Annotated in this window: 25 protein-coding genes and 1 riboswitch; of the genes, 11 read left to right on the forward strand and 14 right to left on the reverse strand. The window is 71.8% G+C overall.

Going from position 1 to position 25,318, the window contains the following annotated elements:
• The first annotated feature begins 153 nt into the window (after positions 1-153).
• The gene (locus HYQ63_RS19595) at positions 154-486 is read left to right on the forward strand and encodes a hypothetical protein (RefSeq protein WP_179935131.1); all 333 of its coding nucleotides are present in this window, start codon (positions 154-156) and stop codon (positions 484-486) included.
• Here the strand turns inward: HYQ63_RS19595 and HYQ63_RS19600 are convergent.
• Both HYQ63_RS19600 and HYQ63_RS19605 read right to left on the reverse strand, forming a co-directional pair.
• Positions 462-710, reverse strand: a complete 249-nt coding sequence (locus HYQ63_RS19600) for a hypothetical protein (protein WP_179935132.1) — start codon at positions 708-710, stop codon at positions 462-464. The genes HYQ63_RS19595 and HYQ63_RS19600 overlap by 25 nt on opposite strands.
• Before the next feature lie 9 nt (positions 711-719).
• Positions 720-2,105 (reverse strand): HNH endonuclease signature motif containing protein, encoded by a 1,386-nt coding sequence (locus HYQ63_RS19605; protein ID WP_257231957.1) that lies wholly within the window; start codon positions 2,103-2,105, stop codon positions 720-722.
• 184 nt (positions 2,106-2,289) lie between these two features.
• Between HYQ63_RS19605 and HYQ63_RS19610 the strand changes: the two genes are divergently transcribed.
• A complete protein-coding gene (locus tag HYQ63_RS19610; RefSeq protein WP_179935133.1) occupies positions 2,290-3,522 on the forward strand; it encodes a Cmx/CmrA family chloramphenicol efflux MFS transporter in 1,233 nt (410 codons plus the stop codon).
• A 63-nt stretch (positions 3,523-3,585) separates the two neighbouring features.
• Here HYQ63_RS19610 and HYQ63_RS19615 read toward each other — a convergent pair whose 3' ends face one another.
• Together HYQ63_RS19615 and HYQ63_RS19620 are read right to left on the reverse strand one after the other, a co-directional pair.
• Positions 3,586-3,876: a DUF4031 domain-containing protein gene (locus tag HYQ63_RS19615; protein ID WP_179935134.1), complete on the reverse strand. Its 291-nt coding sequence runs from the start codon at positions 3,874-3,876 to the stop codon at positions 3,586-3,588.
• On the reverse strand, positions 3,876-4,232 hold the full coding sequence (locus HYQ63_RS19620) for a hypothetical protein (RefSeq protein ID WP_179935135.1): 357 nt from the start codon (positions 4,230-4,232) through the stop codon (positions 3,876-3,878). The genes HYQ63_RS19615 and HYQ63_RS19620 overlap by 1 nt, the downstream gene beginning before the upstream one ends.
• A 125-nt stretch (positions 4,233-4,357) precedes the next feature.
• Between HYQ63_RS19620 and HYQ63_RS19625 the strand changes: the two genes are divergently transcribed.
• Positions 4,358-5,290: a MurR/RpiR family transcriptional regulator gene (locus HYQ63_RS19625; protein ID WP_179935136.1), complete on the forward strand. Its 933-nt coding sequence runs from the start codon at positions 4,358-4,360 to the stop codon at positions 5,288-5,290.
• A gap of 74 nt (positions 5,291-5,364) precedes the next feature.
• Positions 5,365-6,321, forward strand: coding sequence for an N-acetylmuramic acid 6-phosphate etherase (gene murQ / locus HYQ63_RS19630; RefSeq protein WP_179935137.1), 957 nt, complete (start codon positions 5,365-5,367; stop codon positions 6,319-6,321).
• Positions 6,322-6,435: 114 nt separating this feature from the next.
• On the opposite strand, the gene groL is transcribed toward murQ, so the two are convergent.
• From groL to thrC, 4 genes are all read right to left on the reverse strand, one after another.
• Positions 6,436-8,061, reverse strand: a complete 1,626-nt coding sequence (gene groL / locus HYQ63_RS19635) for a chaperonin GroEL (protein ID WP_179935138.1) — start codon at positions 8,059-8,061, stop codon at positions 6,436-6,438.
• Positions 8,062-8,382: 321 nt separating this feature from the next.
• On the reverse strand, positions 8,383-8,589 hold the full coding sequence (locus HYQ63_RS19640) for a cold-shock protein (RefSeq protein WP_009716982.1): 207 nt from the start codon (positions 8,587-8,589) through the stop codon (positions 8,383-8,385).
• A 430-nt stretch (positions 8,590-9,019) separates the two neighbouring features.
• Positions 9,020-9,298: a MoaD/ThiS family protein gene (locus tag HYQ63_RS19645; protein ID WP_123101625.1), complete on the reverse strand. Its 279-nt coding sequence runs from the start codon at positions 9,296-9,298 to the stop codon at positions 9,020-9,022.
• Positions 9,295-10,581, reverse strand: coding sequence for a threonine synthase (gene thrC, locus HYQ63_RS19650; RefSeq protein WP_179935139.1), 1,287 nt, complete (start codon positions 10,579-10,581; stop codon positions 9,295-9,297). The genes HYQ63_RS19645 and thrC overlap by 4 nt, the downstream gene beginning before the upstream one ends.
• 17 nt (positions 10,582-10,598) lie before the next feature.
• A riboswitch (SAM riboswitch) is annotated at positions 10,599-10,740 on the reverse strand.
• Positions 10,741-10,915: 175 nt separating this feature from the next.
• On the opposite strand from thrC, the gene HYQ63_RS19655 reads away from it, so the two are divergent.
• Positions 10,916-11,863, forward strand: a complete 948-nt coding sequence (locus tag HYQ63_RS19655; protein ID WP_179935140.1) for a glucosyl-3-phosphoglycerate synthase — start codon at positions 10,916-10,918, stop codon at positions 11,861-11,863.
• Between the two features lie 77 nt (positions 11,864-11,940).
• Entirely contained in the window at positions 11,941-13,404 is a 1,464-nt protein-coding gene (locus HYQ63_RS19660; RefSeq protein ID WP_179935141.1) for a trehalose-6-phosphate synthase, read from the forward strand.
• Between the two features lie 637 nt (positions 13,405-14,041).
• Here the strand turns inward: HYQ63_RS19660 and otsB are convergent.
• From otsB to HYQ63_RS19675, 3 genes are all read right to left on the reverse strand, one after another.
• Positions 14,042-14,881 carry a trehalose-phosphatase gene (otsB, locus tag HYQ63_RS19665; protein WP_179935142.1) on the reverse strand — a complete coding sequence of 280 codons (840 nt, stop codon included), beginning with the start codon at positions 14,879-14,881 and terminating at the stop codon, positions 14,042-14,044.
• Between the two features lie 80 nt (positions 14,882-14,961).
• On the reverse strand, positions 14,962-15,195 hold the full coding sequence (locus HYQ63_RS19670) for a DUF3263 domain-containing protein (RefSeq protein WP_179935143.1): 234 nt from the start codon (positions 15,193-15,195) through the stop codon (positions 14,962-14,964).
• On the reverse strand, positions 15,192-16,472 hold the full coding sequence (locus HYQ63_RS19675; protein ID WP_179935144.1) for an extracellular solute-binding protein: 1,281 nt from the start codon (positions 16,470-16,472) through the stop codon (positions 15,192-15,194). Before HYQ63_RS19675 ends, HYQ63_RS19670 begins: the two co-directional genes overlap by 4 nt.
• 257 nt (positions 16,473-16,729) lie before the next feature.
• On the opposite strand from HYQ63_RS19675, the gene HYQ63_RS19680 reads away from it, so the two are divergent.
• The 3 genes from HYQ63_RS19680 (at position 16,730) to HYQ63_RS19690 (ending at position 20,111) form a co-directional block, all read left to right on the forward strand.
• A complete protein-coding gene (locus tag HYQ63_RS19680) occupies positions 16,730-17,764 on the forward strand; it encodes an ROK family protein (protein WP_179935145.1) in 1,035 nt (344 codons plus the stop codon).
• Entirely contained in the window at positions 17,764-18,927 is a 1,164-nt protein-coding gene (gene nagA, locus HYQ63_RS19685; protein ID WP_179935146.1) for an N-acetylglucosamine-6-phosphate deacetylase, read from the forward strand. Before HYQ63_RS19680 ends, nagA begins: the two co-directional genes overlap by 1 nt.
• A 221-nt stretch (positions 18,928-19,148) precedes the next feature.
• Complete coding sequence (locus tag HYQ63_RS19690; protein ID WP_179935147.1) at positions 19,149-20,111, forward strand: 1-phosphofructokinase family hexose kinase; 963 nt, start codon at positions 19,149-19,151, stop codon at positions 20,109-20,111.
• Between the two features lie 41 nt (positions 20,112-20,152).
• Here the strand turns inward: HYQ63_RS19690 and HYQ63_RS19695 are convergent, their stop codons facing one another.
• Positions 20,153-21,136: a carbohydrate-binding protein gene (locus HYQ63_RS19695; RefSeq protein ID WP_179935148.1), complete on the reverse strand. Its 984-nt coding sequence runs from the start codon at positions 21,134-21,136 to the stop codon at positions 20,153-20,155.
• A gap of 221 nt (positions 21,137-21,357) precedes the next feature.
• A complete protein-coding gene (gene cdgB / locus HYQ63_RS19700) occupies positions 21,358-23,067 on the reverse strand; it encodes a diguanylate cyclase CdgB (protein ID WP_179935149.1) in 1,710 nt (569 codons plus the stop codon).
• A gap of 293 nt (positions 23,068-23,360) precedes the next feature.
• On the opposite strand from cdgB, the gene HYQ63_RS19705 reads away from it, so the two are divergent.
• Positions 23,361-23,936: a flavin reductase family protein gene (locus HYQ63_RS19705; RefSeq protein WP_179935150.1), complete on the forward strand. Its 576-nt coding sequence runs from the start codon at positions 23,361-23,363 to the stop codon at positions 23,934-23,936.
• 90 nt (positions 23,937-24,026) lie between these two features.
• Here HYQ63_RS19705 and arfB read toward each other — a convergent pair whose 3' ends face one another.
• Complete coding sequence (arfB, locus tag HYQ63_RS19710) at positions 24,027-24,455, reverse strand: alternative ribosome rescue aminoacyl-tRNA hydrolase ArfB (RefSeq protein ID WP_179935151.1); 429 nt, start codon at positions 24,453-24,455, stop codon at positions 24,027-24,029.
• A 218-nt stretch (positions 24,456-24,673) separates the two neighbouring features.
• Here arfB and HYQ63_RS19715 point away from each other — a divergent pair, with 218 nt between their 5' ends.
• Entirely contained in the window at positions 24,674-25,249 is a 576-nt protein-coding gene (locus HYQ63_RS19715) for a TerD family protein (RefSeq protein WP_123106151.1), read from the forward strand.
• Positions 25,250-25,318 lie beyond the last annotated feature (69 nt).

The following is a 25,318-nucleotide window of genomic DNA, read 5'->3' on the forward strand; positions in this document are numbered from 1 at the left end:
GTGATCCTGGCCAGCATCGCGGCAGGTCACCGACTTGCACGCCGCTATTCAAGGCGTCTCATTCTATTGGCTGACGCGTTTCCCTGGTGACCAATTGACTACACACGGTGCCCGCCCAGGGTGCCCAGGGAACAGCTGAGTGGAGCTGATGTCATGAACGGCCTACGCCTCCTGCCGTGGTCCAGCCCGGAGGGCAAGCCCTGCTACTTGTCGACTGACGACGACAACAGCCGGTTGAGTCAGAAGGCGGACGACATCGAGGCACTGCAGCTGGGCATGGGCGCCCAACTGCTCGAACACTCCAAGGCGTTGCTCACCAACGAGAAGGTCGGCGTCGTAGAGCTTCGCTTCCTGGCCTGCCGACTGACCGAGGCGCTGCGGGATACGTTGCGCGTCGCTGAGAGCAGGGGTGAACGGCTCCTCGCGTATGCCGGGGACGACACCGATGAGGTGGACGAGGATCATCCCGAACGGCGGCCCGGGTAGCGGATCGGCTTGCGGCAGTCCGGTGCGGCGGCGGGTAACAACTGGCCGTCAAGCGCGTAGCACAGGGCCGCGTGTAGGTGCTCCGCGGCGGTGGAGGTCAGTCGCAGTTCAGAGGCGCCGAGCAGCTGGCCGCCTCTGCTGATCTGGAGCGGGAGTGCGAGGCCACCGTCCTCGGTGTGGCGCAGCTTCCACTCGCGGTCGTGGCTGATCTGCCATACGGTCATGGTCGTCACTCACCGGTAATCGCGGGGGTGGTTGGTGTAGGTGTGACCGGTCGGGGCGGTCCAGGTGGTGGTGCCGGACTCGGAGTCGCGTTTCAGGGCCCAGCCGGGGTGATGGGTCTTCATGAGGTGGTGGCGTCTACAGAGGGTGGTGAGGTTGTCGGGAGTGGTCTGGCCCCCTGCCGTGGGGTTGTCGTGGTTGAAGGGTTCGACGTGGTCGAGGTCGCAGCGGTGGGCGGGCATGTGACAGGAAGGGAAAGCGCAGTAGGCGTCACGGGCAATGACGTGGCGCTCAACTTCGGCGGTGGGCTTGTAGGTGGTGGGGTCGGTTTTGATCAGCATCCCGGTGGTGGGGTGGGTGATCAGGCGGCGCCAGACGGTGCCTTCGGCGAAGGCGACTCCGCGGGCCTGGTCGGCGGTGATAGGGCCGTAGCCCTTGAGGTGGGCGGGGTCGTCGGTGTCGCCGATCAGGACGTCCAGGGGGACGGTCACCTGGACCACCGCCGCTGAGCGGCCGCCCGAGGATTCGGGGGTGCTGACGGCACGGTTGACGATGAGGTCGTAGAGGGCGTCGACCCGCTTCTGCTCCAGGGTGCGGCCCTCGTCGGGGAGGGTGGCGGCGTGGGTGTCGACTGCGGCGGTCATGGCCGCGGCCTGTTCTGCCGGGAGGATCGCGCCCCACATGGCCATGCCGTCATCCTGCGGGTAGTGGACCATCTGCCGCTGCCGCTTGCGGGCTTGGTGCCGCTCTTCCGCGCCGTCCGGATCGGCTCGGACGATCTCGCGGGCCAGGGCGCGGCGGGTCTGGCCGGTGGTCATGGTCGGCAGCTTGTGCAGTAAGGCCGCCTCGACCTGCTCCGCGACATCGGGATTGAGGACGGCGCAGGCTTCGGTGACTGCTGCGGCCTGTGAATAGGAGATCTCGCCCTGGGCCAGGAGAGCGCGTGTGGGTGGGTAGCGACTGGCCAGCTCGCGGGCGACCTCCAGGCGGCGGGCGGCCGTCGTGCCGGACAGCTTCAAGGCACAGGCCACTTCCTCGCAGGTGAAGTTCCAAGCGGCCTCGGTGTTGCGGTCCCATCCCGCCGGTGGGCCCTCGCCCCAGGCGTCGGCTTCCAGTGCGGCGAGGATGTCTGCCTGCTGGGCCTGGATCCAGGCGGTGTGGCGCTCCAGGGCCTTCAGGGCGTCGATACGGCCGGTGTGCGACAGCTTCTCCGCGCGCAGGGTCGGCAGGACCGATGCGGTGTGCGGACCCGGTGCGGTGGCGGCCAGCTGGGCGGCCCATTCGTCCGAGGTGATCGGATCGTTCGGGTCGTTCGGCTCGCTCGGTTCGTTGGTCGCGTTCTCGGTCGTGTGCGCGGTCGTGTGATCGGCTGCGTTCTCGGCCATGGCGGTGGTCATGGCGATCACTCCCCCGTGATGCCTCAACTCCCGCCCCCTCGGCGGGTTCACAGCTCGATTCTTCATCACTCTCCGTGACCACACCAGGCCGCAGCCGCCACGCCATCACTTCGAGTGAACGTTCGGGAGATGGGGAACGCCCCGGGCGAGGAATGGCGGACCCCACCGGGGCGTTGACGTCGGCATGCCCATCGCCGTTTATGTACTTGGCCTGTCCGTCTTCGCCCTCGGAACCTCGGAGTTCATGCTCTCCGGGCTGCTCCAACCCGTCGCCCGGGACATGGGAGTGACGATCCCCACGGCCGGGCTGCTGATATCGGCGTTCGCGATCGGGATGGTGGTCGGGGCGCCGCTGCTGGCGGCGGCCACGTTGCGGTTGCCGCGGCGGACGACGTTGATCGCGTTGCTCGCCGTGTTCGGGCTCGGGCAGGTGGCGGGGGCGGTGGCGCCGTCGTATGGGGTGTTGTTCGCGTCGCGGGTGGTGAGCGCGCTCGCGTGTGCCGGGTTCTGGGCCGTGGGGGCGGCGGTGGCCGTGTCGTTGGTGCCGGTGAACGCTCGGGCGCGGGCGATGGCGGTGATGGTCGGCGGGCTCAGCGTCGCGAACGTCGTGGGGGTTCCGGCCGGGGCGTTCCTCGGGCAGCACGCCGGGTGGCGAGCGGCCTTCTGGGCGGTGGCCGGGCTGTCGGTGCTCGGGCTGATCGGGGTGATCGCGCTCGTACCGCGTACGGAGGTGCCGACCGGGGAGGACCGGCCGCGGCTGCGGGGCGAGTTGGGCATCTACCGGGACCGTCAGGTCTGGCTCGCGCTGGTCACCACCGCGCTGAGCGGGGGCGCGGTCTTCTGCCTGTTCTCGTACCTCGGGCCGCTGCTCACGGACGTGGCGGGGCTGGACGAGGGCTGGGTGCCGACGGTGCTGGCGCTGTTCGGGGTCGGCGCGCTGATCGGTACGGCGGTCGGCGGGCGGATCGCGGACGCGCACCTGTTCGGGACGATGTACGGCGGCATCACCGCTTCGACGGTGGTGCTGAGCGTTCTGGCGCTGACCGCGCACAGCCCGATCGCGGCGGTGGGCCTGGCGCTGCTGCTCGGCTTCACGGCCTTCTTCACCGCGCCCGCGCTCAACGCCCGCATGTTCAACGTCGCGAACACCGCCCCGACGCTCGCGGGCGCGACCACGACGTCCGCGTTCAACATCGGCAACACGGTGGGCCCCTGGCTCGGCGGCCTGGTCATCAACGCGGGCTGGGGCTATCCGGCGGTGGCCTGGACGGGTGCCGCACTGGCCGGTGCGGGCATCGTGACGACGGCCCTCGCGGCGCGGCTGCATCGTACGGAGGGGGCGTCTCGCGTGATCGCGGGCGGCGGCTCGACGGCGACGCCCGCGCGCGAGGCGGAGGCGTCTTCCGCCACGCCGTGAGCCGGGCCGTTCCGCCCGCTGGGCGCGGCTGAGTCAGCCGTCACCCGCCCAGCGGGCGCGCCCTCAGCCCCCGCCGCCCCCACGCCCGCGCGCCGCAGGCACCCGGCGACGGCGCAGGCCAGCCGCCGTGAGCCGCCGCAGCAGTTCCTTGCTGCCGACCTCCTCCGCCCCCGCGCGCACCGCCCGTGCGTAGAGGTCGCTCGGGACGTCGTAGTGGTCGCGGTCGAAGCCGCGGCGCGGGGCGCCGATGCGGGTGGCGAAGGCGTGGAGTTCGTCGTACGAGACGTCGCTCACCAGGTGTGACCACATGCGGCCGTGGCCCGGCCACGAGGGCGGATCGATCAGTACGGCCATCAGAGGGTGGTCCCGAGCCGACCCACGGGGGCCACCGCGACCGCCGTCTTGCCGCAGACCCAGTGCGGGTCGGGGCCCAGTTCGGGTTCCACGTCGAGGGCGTGGAGGTCGCCGCCCCGGGTGCAGACGGGGCAGAGGGGCCAGCGGCCGTAGCGTTCCAGCAGGGAATCCTGGACGTCCTGGGCGACCAGACCGGCGACGTAGGCCACGCCTTCCGGCCATTGCTCGACCCACCAGCGGCGGTGCGCGATGGCGTCCTCGACGAGCGAGACGATGTCGGCGTGGGCGACGTCTCCCGCCGCGAGGTCGGCCAGGACGAGCGCCCGTGCCGCGTGCAGTGCATGTTCGAGCTTCATGGGTCCCATTGTCACCTTTGCTTCGTCGCGCCGCCTTCCAGCGCGCTTCCACCGCCCGACGCGCGCCGCGAACCGCCGCCGCGCGCACTCTTGACGGGCCCCGTGGCCGGAAATAGTTTTCAGACGTGAGTAGCAAGTTGAAGGAAACTTTCACTCCCCTCACCGATCCCGCCGTGCCCGCTCCCTCCGCCCTCGCGGCGAAGGTCCGGACCCTGGGCCCCTCCATGACCCGCTCGATGCAGCGCGTCGCCGAGGCCGTCGCGGGCGATCCGGCAGGCTGCGCGGCGCTCACCGTCACCGGGCTCGCCGAGCGCACCGGCACCAGCGAGGCCACCGTCGTCCGGACCTCCCGGCTGCTCGGCTACCCCGGATACCGCGATCTGCGCCTCGCGCTCGCCGCGCTCGCCGCGCAGCAGGCGGCGGGCCGGGCACCGGCCGTCACGGCGGACATCGCGGTCGACGACCCGATCGGCGACGTGATCGCCAAGCTCGCGCAGGAGGAGCAGCAGTGTCTGGCCGACACCGCCGCGGGGCTCGACCCCGGCCAGGTCGAGGCCGCGGTCGCCGCGGTCGCCGCCGCCCGCCGGATCGATGTGTACGGCATCGGCGCGTCCAATCTGGTCGCCCAGGACCTGGTCCAGAAGCTGCTGCGGATCGGCCTGATCGCGCACGCGCACGCGGATCCGCACCAGGCCATCACCAACGCCGTCCAGCTGCACTCCCGGGACGTCGCGCTCGCGATCACCCATTCGGGGCGGACGACGGACGTCATCGAGCCGCTGCGCGTCGCCTTCGAGCGCGGGGCGACCACCATCGCGATCACCGGCCGCCCGGACGGCGAGGTCGCGCAGTACGCGGACCTCGTCCTCACCACCTCCACCGCGCGCGAGAGCGAACTGCGCCCGGCGGCCATGTCCAGCCGCACCAGCCAGCTGCTGGTGGTGGACTGCCTGTTCATAGGCGTGGCGCAGCGCACGTACGAGAGCGCGGCGCCCGCCCTGTCCGCCTCGTACGAGGCCCTCGCGCACCGGCACGATCCCCGCCCCAGCCACCGCTGAGGCCGGGGCACGCGACAAGGCCCCGCACCGCCATCCCCCACCGTCACGCTTACGTAGGGAAGAGCCGCTTCGCCATGACTTCCGCCGCTGATGAGCAACAGCAGCAACAGCAGCAGCAACAGCTCCGCGCCCAGCTGGAGACCCTCACCACCGAGGCGTTCCGCCCCGAACTCGCCGAGATCGACCGGCTCGACACCGTCGAGATCGCCCGCATCATGAACGCCGAGGACGCCGGAGTCCCCGCCGCCGTCGCCGCCCAGCTCCCCCGGATCGCCGCCGCCATCGACGGCATCGCCGCGCGCATGGCGGACGGCGGGCGGCTGATCTACGCGGGCGCGGGCACCGCCGGGCGGCTCGGGGTGCTCGACGCGAGCGAGTGCCCGCCCACCTTCAACGCCCGGCCGGACCGGGTGGTCGGCCTGATCGCGGGCGGGGAGACCGCCATGGTGTCGTCCGTGGAGGGCGCGGAGGACAGCGCGGAGCTGGCCGCCGAGGACCTGGACCGGATCGGGGTCGGCCCGCAGGACACGGTCGTGGGCGTCTCGGCCTCCGGCCGCACCCCGTACGCCGTGGGCGCCGTCGAGCACGCCCGCCGCCGGGGGGCGCTCACCGTCGGGCTGTCGTGCAATACGGGCTCGGCGCTCGCCGCGGCCGCCGAGCACGGCATCGAGGTCGTCGTCGGACCGGAGCTGCTCACCGGCTCCACCCGGCTCAAGGCGGGTACGGCGCAGAAGCTCGTGCTCAACATGTTCTCGACCATCACCATGATCCGGCTGGGCAAGACCTTCGGGAATCTGATGGTCGATGTGCGCGCCTCGAACGAGAAGCTGCGGGCGCGCACGCGCCGTATCGTTTCTCTGGCGACCGGCGCCACGGACGAGCAGATCGAGAGCGCGCTGACGGCCACCGACTGGGAGGCCAAGAACGCCATCCTCACGATCCTCGGCGGCGTGGACGCGCCCACCGCCGAGAAGCTGCTCGGCGAGGCGAACGGCCATCTGCGGGCCGCCCTCGAAGCGGCCGGGGCGTAGCGCCCCGAAACCCCGGAAACACGGCGGCGGGGCGGCACCCCTGGGAGAAAGGGTGCCGCCCCGCCGTCGTCAGTGGACGGTATGACCGACCGGCGCGCGGGGCGCCGAAGCCGATCAGAAGTCCATGTCACCGCCCGGCATGCCGCCCGGGGCGCCCGCCGGAGCGGCCTTCTCGGGCTTGTCGGCGATGACGGCCTCGGTGGTGAGGAACAGCGCGGCGATCGACGCGGCGTTCTGGAGCGCGGAGCGCGTGACCTTGGCCGGGTCGATGATGCCCTCGGCGATGAGGTCGATGTACTCACCGGTCGCGGCGTTGAGGCCGTGGCCCGGGGTCAGGTTGCGCACCTTCTCCACCACGACGCCGCCCTCGAGGCCGGCGTTGACGGCGATCTGCTTCAGCGGGGCCTCCAGGGCCAGGCGCACGGCCTGGGCACCGGTGGCCTCGTCGCCCTCGAGCTCCAGCTTCTCGAACACCGAGACGGTCTGGAGCAGGGCCACGCCACCACCGGCGACGATGCCCTCCTCGACGGCGGCCTTGGCGTTGCGCACCGCGTCCTCGATGCGGTGCTTGCGCTCCTTCAGCTCGACCTCGGTCGCGGCACCGGCCTTGATGACGGCCACGCCGCCGGCCAGCTTCGCCAGGCGCTCCTGGAGCTTCTCGCGGTCGTAGTCCGAGTCCGAGGACTCGATCTCGGCGCGGATCTGGTTGACGCGGCCCTGCACCTGGTCGGTGTCGCCGGCGCCGTCCACGATGGTGGTCTCGTCCTTGGTGACCGTGACCTTGCGGGCGCGGCCGAGCAGGTCGATGCCCGCGTTCTCCAGCTTGAGGCCGACCTCCTCGGAGATGACGGTGCCACCGGTGAGGATGGCGATGTCGCCGAGCATGGCCTTGCGGCGGTCACCGAAGCCCGGGGCCTTGACGGCGACGGACTTGAAGGTGCCACGGATCTTGTTGACGACCAGGGTCGCCAGCGCCTCGCCCTCGATGTCCTCGGCGATGATCAGCAGCGGCTTGCCGGACTGCATGACCTTCTCGAGCAGCGGGAGGAGGTCCTTCACGCTGGTGATCTTCGAGTTGACGATCAGGATGTACGGGTCGTCGAGCGACGCCTCCATACGCTCCATGTCCGTCGCGAAGTACGGGGAGATGTAGCCCTTGTCGAAGCGCATGCCCTCGGTGAGCTCGAGCTCGAGCCCGAAGGTCTGCGACTCCTCGACGGTGATGACGCCTTCCTTGCCGACCTTGTCCATGGCCTCGGCGATCAGCTCGCCGATCTGGGTGTCGGCGGCGGAGATGGAGGCGGTGGAGGCGATCTGCTCCTTGGTCTCCACGTCCTTGGCCTGCTCGAGCAGCTGGGCGGAGACGGCCTCGACGGCCTTCTCGATGCCGCGCTTGAGGGCCATCGGGTTGGCGCCCGCGGCAACGTTCCGCAGGCCCTCCTTGACCAGCGCCTGGGCGAGGACGGTCGCGGTCGTCGTGCCGTCACCGGCGACGTCGTCCGTCTTCTTCGCGACCTCCTTGACCAGCTCGGCGCCGATCTTCTCGTACGCGTCCTCGAGTTCGATCTCCTTGGCGATGGACACACCATCGTTGGTGATCGTGGGGGCGCCCCACTTCTTCTCGAGGACGACGTTACGGCCCTTGGGGCCGAGGGTGACCTTGACGGCGTCGGCGAGCTGGTTCATCCCGCGCTCGAGGCCGCGCCGCGCCTCCTCGTCGAACGCGATGATCTTGGCCATGTGAAGTGGTCCTCCCAAGACGGGGTGGATTGCTCCGGACCGCGCCTGGCGCCCGCGACGGACGGCCTGCCTGCCGTGCGGTTCCTTGCCCCGCGCGGCGCCGGCGAGCCTCACCGACCCGATCCTTCTGTCACTCTCACCTTCAGAGTGCTAACGCAATAATTAGCACTCGCCCCATGAGAGTGCAAGCGCCCGACGGGCGTCAAGAGAGGCGTGGGGCGGGGCCCCGGGGAAGGGGACCCGCGGCATGCCAGAGGGCCCGCCCCCTCGCGGGGTACGGGCCCTCCGGCTACTTCAGTCAGCTGCGTCGCGTTCGGCGCGTCAGCCTACGGCCACGCGGACCATGTCCGCCTGCGGGCCCTTCTGGCCCTGCGAGATCTCGAACTCGACCCGCTGGCCTTCCTCGAGGGTGCGGTAACCGTCCATCTGGATCGCACTGTAGTGGACGAATACGTCCGCACCACCGTCGACCGCGATGAAGCCGTACCCCTTCTCCGCGTTGAACCACTTGACGGTGCCCTGAGCCATTCCTAACTCCCCTATTGCTGGCCCTTGCGCAGGACCGCACTCCGCGGACCCGGGTCAGACCTCACCCCCCGAGTCGAGGGGGGTGTGCGCCGGAACGCGTCGACCGCCGCTGAATGTATCCGTCCCAACGCCCTCTGCAACAGGTCAATTGGACGAGAATTCTGGGCACGGCCGATCGGTTAAAAGTGGAGAAGTCCTGTGAAGTTCGGGCAAACCCGACCGGACATAGGGTACCAACCCGACAAATCGCGCACACACTTTGCGCACAAGTTGACGAGTTCTCATATGCGGTTCCGGCGCCGGGGCCGATGAGGTAGCCCGCGCCCGACGGGGAAGCGGGGCAACTGTATCGCGATTCCACACACGGAATCGCCCCGTCCGGTTCTTCCCGGACGAGGCGATTTCCAGAGGTGAGCGGGGTGATGGGGCGTCAGCAGCCACCCGCGACCGCGGGGATGATCGACACCCCGGCGCCGTCCGGCGTGGCCGTGGCCAGGCCCTCGGCGAACCGCACGTCGTCGTCGTTGACGTAGACGTTCACGAAGCGGCGCAGCTTGCCGGTGTCGTCCAGGACGCGCGCGGAGATGCCCGCGTGGTTCTTCTCCAGGTCCGCCAGAACCTCGGCGAGGGTCGCACCCTCGGCACTGACCTCGGCCTGGCCGCCGGTGTAGGTACGCAGGATGGTCGGGATTCGGACGTTGACGCTCATGCGAGGCCAGCCTCTCGGAACGAGTCAAGGGTGGGGCGGATGATGGCGGAGGGGCCCGTGGTGGGGGCCACCGCGTCGAGGGTCTTGAGGCCGTCGCCGGTGTTGAGGACGACGGTCGTCAGGGACGGGTCGAGCAGCCCGTCCTCGATCAGCTTCTTGGTCACGCCGACGGTCACGCCGCCCGCGGTCTCCGCGAAGATCCCCTCGGTGCGGGCGAGCAGCTTGATCGCGTCGACCACCTGCTCGTCGGTGACGTCCTCCACCGCCCCGCCGGTGCGGCGCGCGATGTCGAGGACGTACGGGCCGTCCGCCGGGTTGCCGATGGCCAGCGACTTGGCGATGGTGTTCGGCTTCTGCGGGCGTACCACGTCGTGGCCCGCCTTGAAGGCGGTGGAGACCGGGGAGCAGCCCTCGGCCTGGGCGCCGAAGATCTTGTACGGCTTGTCCTCGACCAGACCGAGCTCGATCAGCTCCTTGAGCCCCTTGTCGATCTTGGTGAGCTGGGAGCCGGAGGCGATCGGGACGACGATCTGGTCCGGCAGCCGCCAGCCGAGCTGCTCGCAGATCTCGTACGCCAGGGTCTTGGAGCCCTCGCCGTAGTACGGCCGCAGGTTGACGTTGACGAAGCCCCAGCCCTCGCCCGCCGGGTCGCCGATCAGCTCGCTACAGAAGCGGTTGACGTCGTCGTAGTTGCCCTCGATGCCGACCAGGTCACCGCCGTAGACGGCGGCCATGACGACCTTGCCCGCCTCCAGGTCGTGCGGGATGAAGACGCACGAGCGGAAGCCCGCGCGGGCCGCCGCGGCGCCCACCGCACCGGCCAGGTTGCCGGTGGAGGAGCAGGACAGGGTGGTGAAGCCGAAGGTGCGGGCCGCCTGGACGGCGATGGCGACGACCCGGTCCTTGAAGGAGTGGGTCGGGTTGCCGGAGTCGTCCTTGACGTGCAGCTCGCCGGTGACGCCCAGCTCGCGGGCGAGCCGGTCGGCCTTGACGAGCTGGGTGAAGCCCGGGCTCAGGCTGGGGAGCGCGGCCACGTCGGCGGGGACGGGCAGCAGCGGCGCATAGCGCCAGATGTTGTCGGGACCGGCCTCGATCTGCTTGCGCAGCCCCTCCGGGTCGCCGCCGGGCAGCTCGTACGCCACCTCCAGCGGCCCGAAACACGACCCGCACGCGAAGATCGGGCCGAGGTCGAAGCGCTCACCACACTCGCGGCAGGACAGGGCGACGGCGGGGCCGAAAGCGGCAGCGGACGTGGTTGAGCTTTCGACGGATTGCACAGCCATGGAGGCGAGGCCCTTTCTCCTCATCTTCCTCGGGACGCATTTCGCCACGAGACGGAATTGGCACCTTCCCGAGCTGGGAGCCTCGCTACAGGACGCGAGACCAGCTGGAGGGTTGCCGGGGCTTCAACGGGCCGTTCCCTCTGCCCCTCTGGATGAGCGGTATGGCCGCCGGGCCGGACCCGGGGCGTTTGTCCGCACCGAGCCCCCGACATACGAAGGTCACGTGCGTTGTTCAAGACTGTAACCGACGGCCCGGATGGTTGAGCTAGCCGTCCGAACCGCGAGATGGATCACAACGATCACGCCGAGCGATCACAGCAGGGAGACAAAACAGGTGCTGGATGAGGTGGAGCGCTGGCTGGAGCACCGCTCCTGGTCGGCCGACGACCGTCCGCTGGACCGCCTGCTGGCCGCGAAGCGCCACACGGCGACGAGCGTCAGCGTCATACTGCCCGCGCTGAACGAGGAGGCGACCGTCGGCGAGATCGCCGCCGCGATCCGCCGCGAGCTGATGACCGAGGCCGTGCCGCTCGTCGACGAGCTGGTGGTGCTGGACTCCGGCTCCACGGACCGCACCGCCGAGGTCGCGGCCGCGGCCGGGGCGACCGTGGTGCACCGCGACGCGCTGCTGCCCCGGCTGCCCGCGCTGCCCGGCAAGGGCGAGGTGCTGTGGCGGTCGCTGCTGGCGACCAGCGGCGACATCGTCTGCTTCATCGACGCCGACCTGCGCGAATTCGACGCGCGCTTCGTCTCCGGCATCGTCGGACCGCTGCTCACCGACCCCGGGGTGCAGCTGGTCAAGGGCATGTACGACCGGCCGCTGCGGGACACCGCCGGACAGGGCGGACGGGTCACCGAACTGGTCGCGCGGCCGCTGCTCAACCTGCACTGGCCGCAGCTCGCCGGATTCGTCCAGCCGCTGGGCGGCGAGTACGCGGCCCGGCGCTCGCTCCTGGAGCGGCTGCCGTTCCCCGTCGGGTACGGGGTCGAGCTGGGCCTGCTGGTCGACTCGCTGCACACGGTCGGGCTCGACGCCCTCGCCCAGGTCGACATCGGCGTGCGCAAACACCGCCACCAGGACGGCAAGGCGCTCGGCCGGATGGCCGCCGCGATCTACCGCACCGCGCAGCTGCGGCTGGCCCGCGGCCATCTGGTGCGGCCGCGGCTGACCCAGTTCGAGCGCGGCGAGAACGGCTTCGAGCCGCGGACGACGGCGGTGGACACGGAGGAACGGCCGCCGATGATCGAGATCCCGGAGTACGCGGAGCGGCGGGCGGCATAGCTCTGCGGCATAGCTCTCACGGGGGCAAGAAACCGTACGTACGTTTGCGCGCGGTGCCCGATGGCTAGGCTCGCGACATGGCCGTTGAACGCAGCGCACCGATCCTCGTCGCGTCCAACCGCGGTCCGGTCTCGTACGCGCTGGGCGAGGACGGTTCGCTCACCCCCAAGCGCGGGGGCGGCGGGCTGGTCTCCGGGCTGAGCGCGATCGGGCCCGACGCGGGCGCGGTCTGGGTGTGCGCCGCGCTCGGCGACGGCGACCGCGAGGCGGCGCGCCGCGCCGGGGCCGGACACCTGGACGCGGACCACACCGGTGGGCAGCAGGTGCGGATGCTGGACATCGCGCCGGACGTCTTCGCCGCGGCGTACAACGGCGTCGCGAACTCGGTCCTGTGGTTCGTCCACCACCTGCTCTACCAGACCCCGGTCGAGCCGGTCTTCGACGCGGAGTTCCGCGCCCAGTGGGCGGCGTACGAGGCGTACAACGCGGCCTTCGCCGACGCGCTCGCCCAGGAGGCGGCCGACGGCGCGATCGTGCTGGTGCAGGACTACCACCTGGCGCTGGTCCCCGGGCTGCTCCGGGCCCGCCGCCCCGACCTGCGGATCGGCCACTTCTCCCACACCCCCTGGGCACCCCCGGACTACTACCGGCTGCTGCCGGACGACGTCGCGGCGGGCGTGCTGCGCGGCATCCTCGGCGGCGACCGCGCCGCCTTCCTCACCGGGCGCTGGGCCGCCGCGTTCGCCGACTGCTGTGCGGCGGTGCTGGGCGCGGAGGTCGTCCGGGGGCCGGACGGCTCCGCGGCCGCCGTCCGGTTCGAGGGCCGGGAGACCCGGCTCGGGGTGCACGGCCTCGGCGCCGATGCCGACTTCCTGCGCGAGCGGTCGCGGGCGGCCGACGTGGACGAGCGGCTGGCGGCGCTGCGCGAGCAGATCGGACCGGGCCGGAAAACGATCGTCCGGGTGGATCGCACCGAACTGTCCAAGAACATCGTGCGCGGGCTGCTCGCCTACCGCCGCCTCCTGGAGACCCACCCCGAGTGGCGCGAGCGCGTGGTCCACGTGGCCTTCGCCTATCCGTCACGCCAGGACCTGACCGTCTACCGCGACTACACCGAGCGGGTGCGGGTGCTCGCCGAGGAGATCAACGCGGAGTACGGAACGGAGGGCTGGCAACCGGTCGTGCTCCACGTGAAGGACGACTTCGCGCGCTCGCTGGCCGCCTACCGGCTGGCCGACGTGGCACTCGTCAACCCGATCCGGGACGGGATGAACTTGGTCGCCAAGGAGGTGCCGGTCGTCTCCGAGCGCGGCTGCGCGCTGGTGCTGTCGCGGGAGGCGGGGGCGTACGAGGAGCTGGGCGCGGACGCGGTGACGGTGAACCCGTACGACGTGGAGGGCACGGCCCGCGCGCTGGACGAGGCCCTGCGAACCCCGGACGCCGAGCGTGCGGACCGCACGAAGCGCCTGGCCGCGGCAGCCACAGCCCTCCCACCCCGCGACTGGTTCCTGACCCAGCTACGGGCCCTGCAAGCGGACTAGAGCCCCCCACCCCGCCCCTCCCCGAAACCGGGGCTCCGCCCCGGACCCCGACCCTCACCGGGCTCCGCCCTGAACCGCTGCGGGCGTGGGCGGGGCACCGCCGGGGCGAACCGCCGAGCCCGCGCCACCCCGACACCGCGGCACCGCCCGCGGGCTCCACCCCGGCCCGTCCGGGCGCACCGCCCCGGGCGCCGCTCACCGGGCTCCGCCCCGGGCGCACCGGCCCGAGCACCGCCCCGCAGCCTCAGCGCCCCGGCCCGTCCCGGGCGCCGGGCCCGCGCCTCCCGTCGCCGCGGCACCGCTCCGGACCCGGCCCCGGGGCACCGCCGTAGCCGTGCACGGCCTGCGGGGTCGGCCCTGCGGGCACCGCCCCGGGCGCGCTCACGCGCCTCGTAGCCGAGCGGCGGCACATCGCCCATCGGCGGCGGGGGTCCAGGGGGGTGCCCCCTGGGTTCGGGAAGGGGCGGGGTGGGGGACTCTCAACCCACCGCCCCCGACACCGCTCGCAGGGCGCCGCTCCCCGGACACCGCTCCGGCGCTGCCGCGCCTCGGCGGGGCGCGGCGTCGCTTCGCCGACCGGCGGGCCGGGGGTCCAGGGGGGCTGCCCCCTGGGTTCGGGAAGGGGTGGGGTGGGGGCTCAGCGCAGCGCAGCGGCCAGGGCCTCCAGCAGGGCCACAACCCCCGCCGGGCCGTCGACCACCAGGTCCGCGCGCTCCGCCAGGGCCGTCACCTCCGTGCTGCCGCTGCACACCAGCAGCCCCGGCACGCCTTCCTTCCGCAACCGCTCCACGGCGGCGAACGCGGCCAGGTCGCCGAGGTCGTCGCCCGCGTAGAGCACCGCGCCCGCGGAGGTCTCGCGGACGTACTCCAGCAGGGCGACGCCCTTGTCCATGCCAGGCGGGCGCAGCTCCAGGACCAGGCGGCCGGGTTCGACGATCAGGCCGTGGCGCTCGGCCAGTGCCTGGAGCGGGGCGCGGAGCTGGTCGAAGGCGGCCTGGGGGTTCTCGGTGCGGCGGGTGTGGACCGCGACGGCGCGGCCCTTGTCCTCGGTCCAGGTGCCGTGCCAGGCGCCGTTCGCCTCCAGGACGCCCGGCAGTTCGGCGCGGACGGCGGCGATGCCCGGGTGGGGTTCGGGGGTCTGGACGGCCTGGCTGGACGCGTCCCAGCGCTCGGCGCCGTAGAGGCCGAGGACGACGAGGTTGGCCGGGGCGGCGCTGTCCGCGAAGCCGCCGTAGCGCACGGCGACTTCGGCCGGGCGGCCGGTGATCACCGCGAAGGAGCCCAGCCGGGGGCCCAGCGCGGCGAGGGCCGGGACGGCGCCGGGGTGGGCGCGGGCCTGGTCGGGGTCGGGGACGATGTCGGCGAGGGTGCCGTCGAAGTCGACCCCGAGGACGGCCCGGTCGGGCCGTTCCAGGAGGGCGGCGAGGCCCTCGCGGCCGGCGGCGGTGGCGGGTACGGGAAGGGGGTGGCTGCCCATGCGGCGACCCTACCCGCCCCCGCCCACCGGCACCCGTACCGGCGACCGGCGTCGGCCACCCGGGGACGACGCCAAAAAACTCAGCGGCGGTCGCGCCGCTCGTCGCGCAGACGGCGCAGCCGGTTGATCGTCACCGGGTCGTGTTCCAGCGCGCGGGGGTCGTCCAGCAGGGCGTTGAGCAGCTGGTAGTAGCGGGTCGGGGTGATGCCGAGCCGCTCCCGTATGGCCCGTTCCTTGGCGCCCGGGCCCGGCCAGCCGCCGCGCTCGACGGCGAGCACGGCCAGGTCCTGTTCGGAGAGTCCTTCGGCGGTCACGAGTTGGCCGTCTCCATGGCGTCCGCCGCCCGCTGGATCTCGCCGAGGACGCTCGCTGGGTCGCCGCCCCTGGTCACCGTCGAGCCGATCTTCTCCTTGACCATCTTGCTGATGCTCGCCCAGGAGGTCTTGTCGGCGGGGTAGAAGTGGGCCTGGTCCATCTGGTCGAGGAAGCGCCACAGCTTCTTGTGTTCCTGCTCGTGGCGCATCGTCGCGGAGACGGCCGTGGTGACGGGCAGCAGGTCGTACTGGTCGGCGAAGTCCAGCACGTTCTTTTCCTGGTAGACGAAGTCGAGGAACTCCCCGATCTGCTTCCGTTTGCCGTTCGCCTTGAAGGCCATGAGCCAGTCGGCGACGCCCATCGTGGAGGCGGACTTGCCCTTGCGGCCGGGCAGCGGGGCGGTGGCGTATTCGATGTCGTGGCCGGACGCCTGCTGCATCAGGGTGGGGTGACCGTTGAGCATGCCGACCTCGCCGCGGGTGAAGGCGTTGAAGACGTCCTGGCGGTTGGTGCGGGCCGGGGAGCGCGGACCGGTGAGGTCCGCGCCGACCAGCTCGTCCCGCAGCCACTCGAAGGTCTCGATGTTGGCGGTGGAGTCGATGGTGTAGCTGCCGTTGGAGTCGGTGTAGCCGCCCCCGCCGCTGAGCATCCAGATCATGGCCTCGGCCTGCGACTCCTCGGGGCCGAGCGGTAGCCCGTAGGGGATCTTCACCCCGGCCGACTTGAGCGCTTGCGCGGCGTCCTTCAGGTCCGCCCAGCTCTCGGGGGCGGAGGATATGCCCGCCTCGTCGAACAGCTTCTTGTTGTAGAAGAGCAGCCGTGCGCTGGAGACGAAGGGCAGCCCGTACAGCACCCGGCTGACCTCGCCCGCCTGGGCGATGGAGGTGATGAACGAGGCCTGGGTGGGGATGGAGAGCATCTGGTCGGCGCGGTAGAGCTTGCCCGCGGCGGCGTAGTCGGCGTACGCGCCGATCTGCGCGATGTCCGGGCTGTCGCCGTCCTTGACCATGTCGGCGACCTTCTTGTCGACTTCGGTCCAGCTGTAGACCTTGACGTCGACCGTGATGCCGCTGTGCTTGGCCTCGAAGGCCCGGGCCAGTTTGTCCCAGTACTTCTGGGAGGTGTTCTCGGCGCTGTCGCCGTAGTCCGCCGCGATCACCTTCAGGACGTTCCCGTCCGATCCGGAGCTATCGCTGCCGCACGCGGACAGCGCGGGCATCGCCACCGCCGTCGCGGCCCCAGCCGTCGTCAGACTCAAGAACCGTCGCCGCTGCACTGCCTTTTCCCACCCTATGGCTTGATTCATCCTCCGCGATGCTTCTCGCGAAGGTCGAGCGAGTCTGCCTTGCAAACCTCCACAAGGTCTACACCATGGGCGTATCGCTTCGGTATCGGACCTCTCCTTGCCAGGTCAGACGTATCGCACACCCTCACGTGGGATGTGTCACGTCGTCACAACTCGCTTACCTGCGAAGAAGAACCACCCGGCGAGTGGACTAGACCTCTCGTGGTGGATCGCGGGAGACTGTCCCTGTGAGACACGTCATCGCCCTCGATGTGGGCGGCACCGGCATGAAGGCCGCCCTGGTCGGGGCGGACCGGACACTCCTGCACGAGGCCAGGCGGCCCACCGGGCGGGAAGACGGACCCGAGGCCGTGGTCGCCGCGATCCTCGACTTCGCCGCCGAGCTGCGCGCCATCGGCGAGCGGCGGTTCGGCGAACCGGCCGCGGCCGCCGGGGTCGGCGTGCCCGGCGTGCTGGACCAGGACCGCGGCGTCGCCGTCTTCGCCGCCAACCTCGGCTGGCGCGACGTACCGCTGCGCGCGCTGCTGTCCGAGCGGCTGGGCGGCGCCCCGGTCGCCCTCGGGCACGACGTCCGGACGGGCGGGCTGGCCGAGGGGCGGCTGGGGGCGGGCCGGGGCGCCGACCGGTTCCTGTTCGTGTCGGTGGGCACCGGGATCGCGGGCGCCATCGGCATCGAGGGCCGTCTCGAACCGGGCGCCCACGGCGACTCCGGCGAGATCGGCCACATCGTCGTACGGCCCGGCGGCACCCCGTGCGGCTGCGGCCAGTCCGGCTGTCTGGAGACGCTGGCCTCGGCCGCCGCGGTGGGCCGGGCCTGGGCGGCGGCGGGCGGCGGGCCCGGCGCGGACGCGGCCGACTGCGCCAAGGCCGTCGAGTCCGGCGACCCGCGGGCCGCGGCGGTGTGGCGGGAGGCGACCGGCGCGCTCGCCGACGGCCTGGTGACCGCCCTCACCCTGCTGGACCCCGAGCTGCTGATCATCGGCGGCGGGCTCGCCGAGGCCGGGGAGACGCTGTTCACCCCGCTGCGCTCGGCGATCGAGGAGCGGATCACCTTCCAGACGCTCCCCCGCATCGTCCCCGCGGCCCTCGGGGACACCGCGGGCTGCCTGGGCGCGGGGCTGCTCGCCTGGGATCTCGTCGCCGCGCAGTCCGCCGCGCAGTCCACCGCGCAGTCCACCGCACAGTCCCCGCACCCCGCGCCGTCGCCCACGTCCCCCTCATCCCACGCGCAGCCCGCGCAGTCCACGGAGGTATCCGGCTGATGGTCCAGCGAACGGTTCTCACAGGCGCCCGGGTGGTGCTGCCGTCCGGGATCAGCACGGACGCCACGCTGACGGTCGAGGGCACCCGCATCGCCGGAACGGCCGCCGGGGACAGCGCGGGCGCGGGCGACACCGTGCGCGATCTGTCCGGCTGCTGGATCGTCCCCGGCTTCGTCGACCTGCACCTCCACGGCGGCGGCGGGGCCTCGTTCTCCACGGGCACCGCCGAGGAGGCGCTGACCGTCATCCGGACGCACCGCGCGCACGGCACCACCACGACGCTCGCCTCCACCGTCACCGGCGACCTCGACGACCTCGCCCGGCAGGCGGCGGTGCTCTCCGAGCTGGCCGAGGACGGCGAGCTGGCGGGCATCCACTTCGAGGGGCCGTTCATCTCCCCGCACCGCTGCGGCGCCCACCAGCCGTCGCTGCTGCGCGACCCCGACCCGGCGGACGTGCGCAAGCTGATCGACGCGGCGCGCGGCACCGCGCGCATGATGACGCTCGCGCCCGAGCTGCCGGGCGGGCTGGAGTCCGTACGGCTGCTGGCCGACAGCGGCGTCCTGGCGGCGGTCGGCCACACCGACTCGACGTACGAGGCGACCCGGGACGCCGTGGAGGCGGGCGCGACCGTGGCGACCCACCTGTTCAACGCGATGCCGTCGCTGCTGCACCGCGAGCCCGGCCCGGTGGCCGCGCTGCTGGAGGACGAGCGGATCACCATCGAGCTGATCAACGACGGGACGCATCTGCACCCCGCCGTGCTCCAGCTGGCCTTCCGGCGCGCGGGCGCGGACCGGGTCGCGTTCATCACCGACGCGATGGGCGCGGCGGGCATGAGCGACGGGCGCTATCCGCTCGGCCCGATGGAGGTCGAGGTCAAGGACGGCGTGGCGCGGATCAGCGACGGGCCCACGGCCGGTTCCATCGCGGGCTCCACCCTCACCCTCGACCACGCCTTCCGGCGGGCCGTCACGGTCGACGGGCTCGGCGTGGACCAGGCGGTCCGGGCGCTGTCCGCGACCCCCGCGCGGGTGCTGGGGCTGGACGACCGGGTGGGGTCGCTGGAGGCGGGCAAGGACGCGGACCTCGTCGTCCTCGACGCCGACTTCCGGCTGCGGGGCGTGATGCGGCGCGGCGACTGGGTGGTCGACCCGCGGTAGCGAGCCGCGGTAAGGGAGCCGCTGCCCCGTACGCCGCGCCCCGCTGACCCCGAATTGGCCGATTTCGCACCATGATTGGGCGTCCCGGTCATCCCAAAGGGGTGGGCCGGGCGCCGCGCCTTTGGCATGATCGCTCACGCGCGGGCGCCGCTCGGCACCCAGCCACACGCTTTCAGCACAGGAATCTCCGTCCGGCGGGGGGACGGGAGAGGAGATGCCGGGTGATCCTGACGGTCACGCTCAACACCGCCCTCGACATCACCTACCGGGTGCCTCGACTGCGCCCCCACGCCAGCCACCGCGTGACCGACGTCACCGAACGGCCCGGCGGCAAGGGCATCAACGTCGCGCGCGTCCTCGCCGCACTCGGCCACCACACCACCGTCACCGGCTTCGCCGGAGGGGTGACCGGCACGGTGGTCCGCGATCTGCTGGCAGAGGATGCGGACACGGACGCCGCCACGGACACCGGCGGCGGGCGGATCACCGACGCGCTGGTGCCGATCGCCGGCACCACCCGGCGCACCCTCGGCGTCGTCGACACCGCGTCGGGCGACACCACCCAGTTCAACGAGGCCGGACCGGCCGTCACCTCCGCCGAGTGGGCCGCCTTCATGGACGCCTACGCCGGGCTGCTGCGCGAGGCCACGGCGGTCGCGCTGTGCGGCAGCCTGCCGCCCGGCGTCCCGGTCGGTACGTACGCCCAGCTCATCCGCGAGGCCCGGGCCGCGGGCGTCCCCACCCTGCTGGACACCAGCGGCGAACCGCTGCGCCGCGGCGTCGCCGCCCGCCCCGACATCGTCAAGCCCAACGCCGAGGAGCTGGCCGGGCTCACCGGCTCCACCGAGCCGCTGCGCGCCGCGCGCGACGCCCGGCGGCGCGGGGCGCGCGCGGTGGCCGCCTCGCTCGGCGCGGACGGACTGCTCGCGATCACGGCCCAGGGCGCCTGGCGGGCGGCGCCGCCGGAGCGCCTGGCGGGCAATCCGACGGGCGCCGGGGACGCGGCGGTGGCGGGGCTGCTGTCCGGGCTGGTGGACGAGGCGCCCTGGCCCGAGCGGATAGCGCGCGCGGTGGCCCTGTCGGCGGCGGCCGTGCGGGCACCGGTGGCGGGCGAGTTCGACCGGGCGGTCTACGCGGAGCTGCTGGACCGGGTCGAGGTCACCGAGCACCCGACGGCGGCCTGAGGAAGCGGGACGGCGCCTATGGGCTGCCGTCCCGCGTGCCGTCAGCCCTTCTTCAGCCACATCTGGTCGAGGTTGACGTCGCACTTGTCGCCGTCGCCGCAGGACAGGGTGATCGTGTTGCTGCCCTGGCTGAGCTGGACGATGGACCACGAGTACGTCCAGCCCTTCTCGTAGTCGCCCTTGGGCGCGTTCGAGAAGTTCTTCATGCTGATCGGCCGGGTCGACTTCTTGCCGTTGACCGTCAGCGACAGGCTCTGGTCCTCGCCGGGCACGCCGTAGCGCACGTACAGCTTGTACGCCTTGGCCCGGTCGACGTCCACGTCCCAGGTCGCCGAGGAGCCGGGGCTGTTGACGCCGACGTACGTGCCGCCCTTGGACTTGGCGCCCTTGACGTCACTCGCCGGGGCCGCGCCGCCGCCGAGCGACATGTTGGCCGCGTCCTCCTTGGGCAGCTCGGCGGCGGGCTTCTTGGAGGGCTCCGGCTTCTCGCTGGGCTCGACGCTGGATGCCGCCGTGGGCTTTCCGCCGGCCTGGTCGCCCTTGTCGTTCTCGTTGCCGCCACTGTTGGTGAGCATCGCGACGCCGATGCCGATGACGACCACCGCGACCACGGAGACGGCGCCGATCAGCAGCCCCCGGTTGTTGGGGCCGCGGCCGCCACCGCGCGGGGCGGGGGCGGGCTGACGGGGGCTGCCGCCGCCGGGCAGCGTCTCGGGGGCGGCGTAGTGGGCGTTCTGCTGCCCGTAGCCCTGCTGGCCCGGCTGCCCGTAGCCCTGCGGCTGCTGGTTCGGGATCTGCTGGCCGTAGTTGCGCTCGCCGACCGCGCGGACGTGGTTGTACGAGGTGCGGGGCACCCCCGGCTGCTGCCGGCCGGCCGGACCGGGGTAGCCGTACCCACCGGTACGGGCGGGACCCGGCTGACCCGACTGGCCGCCCTGCCCGCCCTCATCGCCCTCCGTGCGGTACAGATAGGCGAACGGGTCGTCGTTCTCCGGTGTGTCCGAGCCGTTGTTGCCGGCCGTCATCCCTGGTCACTCCCCTATGCATATGGCCATCGGCGCTCAGGTGTGCGTACGCGCCACGACAGCTCATATCAGGGCCGACAGGGCCTCAACAGGGCGTGGGCTATCCGGATGGCCAATATTCATGATCGGTTCACTGTCGGCGGCAGGGCCGCATCGACGCAGCGTACCTCGATCGGAGCGGGGCGGGCTGCCGACCTTCCCGGCCATGGCCCGTCCGGCCCTCACCCGGCTCGTCTGCGCTCCTTCGAACGGGACCGCTTCTCGACGTACATCCGCTGGTCGGCGGAGTGCAGAACCTCCTCGGCCGACATGCCGCAGCCCGCCCAGCCGATGCCGAAACTGGCCCCCACCCGCACCGCACGGCCGTCGACCCGGATGGGCGGCAGGATCGCGTTGCGCAGCCGGACGGCCAGGTCCTGGGCGTCCGCCCGGCCGAGGCCGTCGGCGAGGACGACGAACTCGTCACCGCCGAGCCGGGCGACGGTGTCGCCGTCCCGCACCCCGTTGGTGAGGCGGCGGGCGACCTCGATGAGAACCGCGTCACCCGCGTGGTGGCCGAACCGGTCGTTGATCGACTTGAAGCCGTCGAGGTCGCAGAAGAGGACCGCGAGCCCCTTGTGGCCGTCGTCGACGTCGTCATCCTCGTTGGGCGCGAAGGTGTGCACATGGTGGTCGAACGGGACCCCGCCCGCGGCGGGCGGGGGCGGCGAGCCGAAGCCCTCGAACTCGTCGAAGCCGAGCGGAAAGCCGTCCGTGGCGAGCGTCCGCCCCGCGCCGCCGTCCGCTCCCGGCAGGCCGTCCGCTCCCGGCAGGCCATCGGCGAACTCCGCCCGGCCGCCCTGCGGCGGATGGGCGCACAGCCTGCTGCCGAGGCGGGTGCGCAGCTCGGCGCTGTTGGGCAGACCGGTCAGCGAGTCATGGCTGGCGCGGTGGGCGAGGGCCAGCTCATGGCGCTTGCGCTCCTCGATGTCCTCGACGTGGGTGAGCAGGAAGCGCGGGCCGTCGGCGGCGTCGGCGACCACCGAGTTGCGGAGCGACACCCAGACGTACGTGCCGTCGCGGCGGGCGAGCCGCAGCTCGGAGCGGCCGCCCTCGTGGGAGGTGCGCAGCAGGGTGCCGATGTCCTCGGGGTGGACGAGGTCGGCGAACGAGTAGCGGCGCATCGCCGAGGCGGGGCGGCCCAGCAGCCGGCACAGGGCGTCGTTGGTGCGCAGCAGATGACCGTGCTGATCGCCGCCCATCTCGGCGATGGCCATGCCGCTGGGGGCGTACTCGAACGCCTGACGGAAGGATTCCTCACTGGCCCGGAGGGCCTGCTGCTCGCGCTCCAGGCGCAGCAGGGCGCGCTGCATGTTGCCGCGCAGCCGTGCGTTTCCGATCGCAATGGCGGCGTGGAAGGCGTACATCTGCAACGCCTCGCGCCCCCATGCGCCGGGGCGGCGCCCATTGCGCGGTTTGTCGACGGACAGGACCCCGATCAGCTCGCCGCCGGAGCCGCCCGCCGCGTGCAGGGGGGCGAACAGGCGGTCCATGGGGTGCCACTCGTCGGCGAAGCGGGGCGCGGGGCCGGGGGTGTGCCACTGCGGAACGTCGTCATCGTCGAGGACCCAGCCCTCGGTGTGCGGGATGAAGCGCAGGTCGCCCCAGCGGTCGCCCATCGACAGCCGGCGGTCCCAGGAGGCGCGGGAGCCGACCCGTCCGGCCATCAGCGCCTCGGCGCCCGCGCTGCCGCCCACGGCGGCGACCACCAGGTCACCGTCCGGACGGACCAGATTGACGGCCGACAGCTCGTAGCCGAGCCCGGCTATGACGCCGTCGGCGACGGTCTGAAGGGTGTCGGCGAGGCTGCGGGCGGTGTTCAGGTCGGCGACCACCTGATGCAGCTGCCGCAGGGTCGCAAGGCGGATATAGGGCTCCGACTCGGCCTCCATCGCTCGCACTCCCCCGAGACCTCGACAGCAACTCCTGGCTTCCTTTGTCGTCCGATTGCCAACGGCCACTGAATCACAGCGAGCTGCCCACCCGGTACACAGGGTCAACAATTACTGGCTGCTGTGACTCATGTCACAGACCGTGTTCACACCCCACCAGGACCGCGTGGGAGCGCTCCTACATTTTCTGAACGCAAATTCCGCAAGCGGGCCGCCTACGGCCGGAGACCTACGTCCGGAGTGGTCCGGTGGCCCGATGCGCGGGGCCGCGCGACGCGGCTAGCGTGTAGAACGTGTTTCAGACGACGCCTTCCGCCCCCACCCCCGCCCCGGCCCCGGCCGGGCCCGCCGTCCCGCATGCTGGTGGGGTGAGTGAGGACGACTTCCGCGCCGCCCTGTCGCGGCTCGCGGCCGGTGTGGTGCTGGTGACCGCGCACGACCCGGAAGAGGGGCCGAGCGGTGAGGACGTCGGCATGACGGCCACCGCGTTCATGTCGGTGTCGCTCGACCCGCCGCTCGTGATGGTGAGCGTTCGCAACGGGTCCCGGCTCGACGAGCTGCTCGAACGACAGCCGCTCTGGGCAGTGTCGGTGCTGTCGGAAAGTCAACGGACCACAGCGGGACGATTCGCCATGAAGGGGCGCATCAGCGACCGACTGCTGTTCGAAGACATGGCGGTGACCCACGGCACGGAGTCGGGCGCTCCGCTGGTCTCCGGGGCGCTGGCGACGCTCGAATGTCACACCGAGCAGCGGGTGACGGCCGGAGACCACACCCTGGTGGTCGGCCGGGTGCTGTCGGCGACGACGCCGAGCACCGAGGGCGGACCGCTGATGTACTTCCGCGGCCGCTACCGCACGCTCGAATAGGCGGTGCTCTTAATGGGCGGCGCCCTTAATAAGCGGTGCCCTTAAGAGGCGGTGCTCTTAAGGGGCTCAGCGCCCTGCACGGAGGGGACCTCAGCCCCAGTCGCGTCCCGAACGCCCGCGCTTGGTGTCGCTCCGCTTCTTCTTCTCCCGCAGTCGGCGCTCGTTGATGCCGCGCGGGATCCGGGTCGGGCGGCGCGGCCTGGGCGGCGGCGCGGTCGCCTCCGCGAGCAGCGAGGCGAGCCGGACGGCGGCCGTCTCGCGGTTGCGCCACTGGGAACGGTGTTCGGACGCCCGCACGGTCAGCACCCCGTCGGCCAGCCGCCCGGCCAGCCGCTCCAGCGCGCGCTCCTTCCACACCTGCGGCAGCGCGTCGGTGGCGGCCAGGTCGAAGCGCAGCTCGACGGCGCTGTCACTCGTATTGACGTGCTGCCCGCCGGGCCCGGACGACCGGGAGAAACGCCACATCAGCTCCGCCTCCGGCAGGGAGACGGAACCGCGGATGACATAGGGCCCGGACATGGCTCCATGGTCACCTGCCGACCCCCGCGGCGTCATCCCGTTTTGCCGGGACCGAGGGCGTGCTCCGGGGACCCCCATCAGGGTTTGGCAAAGAAAGTAAAGGTACCTGGAACCTGTGGGTGCCCTGATGGCGTTGTGCAGGATGACAGTGACTTCGCCCGGAGCCAATGGACGAAGCCTGCCGACTCGAACCATCGAGACCACGAAAGGGACTCCCCATGGCTGTAAGCCTGTCCAAGGGCGGCAACGTCTCGCTCACCAAGGAGGCACCGGGCCTGACCGCCGTCACGGTCGGCCTCGGCTGGGATGTCCGCACCACCACGGGCACCGACTTCGACCTGGACGCGAGCGCCATCGCCGTCAACACCAACGGCAAGGTCTACTCCGACCAGCACTTCGTGTTCTTCAACAACAAGGCCACCCCAGACCAGAGCATCGTCCACACCGGTGACAACGTGACCGGTCAGGGCGAGGGCGACGACGAGCAGATCAACGTCAACCTGGCGGCCCTGCCCGCCGACATCGACAAGATCGTCTTCCCGGTCTCGATCTACGACGCCGAGTCGCGCAGCCAGAACTTCGGTCAGGTGCGGAACGCGTTCATCCGTATCGTCAACCAGGCCGGCGGCACCGAGATCGCCCGCTACGACCTGAGCGAGGACGCCGCCACCGAGACCGCCATGGTCTTCGGCGAGCTGTACCGCAACGGCGCCGAGTGGAAGTTCCGCGCCGTCGGCCAGGGCTACGCCTCGGGCCTGGTGGGCATCGCGCAGGACTTCGGCGTCAACGTCTGACGTTTTCCTGGCGCAGTACGCGGCGAGGGCCGCCCCCGACAAGGGGGCGGCCCTCGCCGTTTTTCGCGA

Origin of the sequence: Streptomyces sp. Rer75 (assembly GCF_013414305.1) — a bacterium.
GTDB lineage: Bacteria > Actinomycetota > Actinomycetes > Streptomycetales > Streptomycetaceae > Streptomyces > Streptomyces himastatinicus.

What these genes read in the sequence shown, in the direction of transcription:
- HYQ63_RS19610 (WP_179935133.1), top strand. Translation starts at nt 2,290, where the DNA reads ATGCCCATCGCCGTTTATGTACTTGGCCTGTCCGTCTTCGCCCTCGGA.
- HYQ63_RS19620 (WP_179935135.1), bottom strand. Translation starts at nt 4,232, where the DNA reads ATGAAGCTCGAACATGCACTGCACGCGGCACGGGCGCTCGTCCTGGCC.
- HYQ63_RS19600 (WP_179935132.1), bottom strand. Translation starts at nt 710, where the DNA reads ATGACCGTATGGCAGATCAGCCACGACCGCGAGTGGAAGCTGCGCCAC.
- HYQ63_RS19695 (WP_179935148.1), bottom strand. Translation starts at nt 21,136, where the DNA reads ATGACGGCCGGCAACAACGGCTCGGACACACCGGAGAACGACGACCCG.
- arfB (WP_179935151.1), bottom strand. Translation starts at nt 24,455, where the DNA reads ATGTCCGGGCCCTATGTCATCCGCGGTTCCGTCTCCCTGCCGGAGGCG.
- HYQ63_RS19645 (WP_123101625.1), bottom strand. Translation starts at nt 9,298, where the DNA reads ATGAGCGTCAACGTCCGAATCCCGACCATCCTGCGTACCTACACCGGC.
- groL (WP_179935138.1), bottom strand. Translation starts at nt 8,061, where the DNA reads ATGGCCAAGATCATCGCGTTCGACGAGGAGGCGCGGCGCGGCCTCGAG.
- HYQ63_RS19640 (WP_009716982.1), bottom strand. Translation starts at nt 8,589, where the DNA reads ATGGCTCAGGGCACCGTCAAGTGGTTCAACGCGGAGAAGGGGTACGGC.
- HYQ63_RS19605 (WP_257231957.1), bottom strand. Translation starts at nt 2,105, where the DNA reads ATGACCACCGCCATGGCCGAGAACGCAGCCGATCACACGACCGCGCAC.
- thrC (WP_179935139.1), bottom strand. Translation starts at nt 10,581, where the DNA reads ATGGCTGTGCAATCCGTCGAAAGCTCAACCACGTCCGCTGCCGCTTTC.
- murQ (WP_179935137.1), top strand. Translation starts at nt 5,365, where the DNA reads ATGACTTCCGCCGCTGATGAGCAACAGCAGCAACAGCAGCAGCAACAG.
- HYQ63_RS19615 (WP_179935134.1), bottom strand. Translation starts at nt 3,876, where the DNA reads ATGGCCGTACTGATCGATCCGCCCTCGTGGCCGGGCCACGGCCGCATG.
- nagA (WP_179935146.1), top strand. Translation starts at nt 17,764, where the DNA reads ATGGTCCAGCGAACGGTTCTCACAGGCGCCCGGGTGGTGCTGCCGTCC.
- HYQ63_RS19660 (WP_179935141.1), top strand. Translation starts at nt 11,941, where the DNA reads ATGGCCGTTGAACGCAGCGCACCGATCCTCGTCGCGTCCAACCGCGGT.
- HYQ63_RS19715 (WP_123106151.1), top strand. Translation starts at nt 24,674, where the DNA reads ATGGCTGTAAGCCTGTCCAAGGGCGGCAACGTCTCGCTCACCAAGGAG.
- cdgB (WP_179935149.1), bottom strand. Translation starts at nt 23,067, where the DNA reads ATGGAGGCCGAGTCGGAGCCCTATATCCGCCTTGCGACCCTGCGGCAG.
- otsB (WP_179935142.1), bottom strand. Translation starts at nt 14,881, where the DNA reads ATGGGCAGCCACCCCCTTCCCGTACCCGCCACCGCCGCCGGCCGCGAG.
- HYQ63_RS19595 (WP_179935131.1), top strand. Translation starts at nt 154, where the DNA reads ATGAACGGCCTACGCCTCCTGCCGTGGTCCAGCCCGGAGGGCAAGCCC.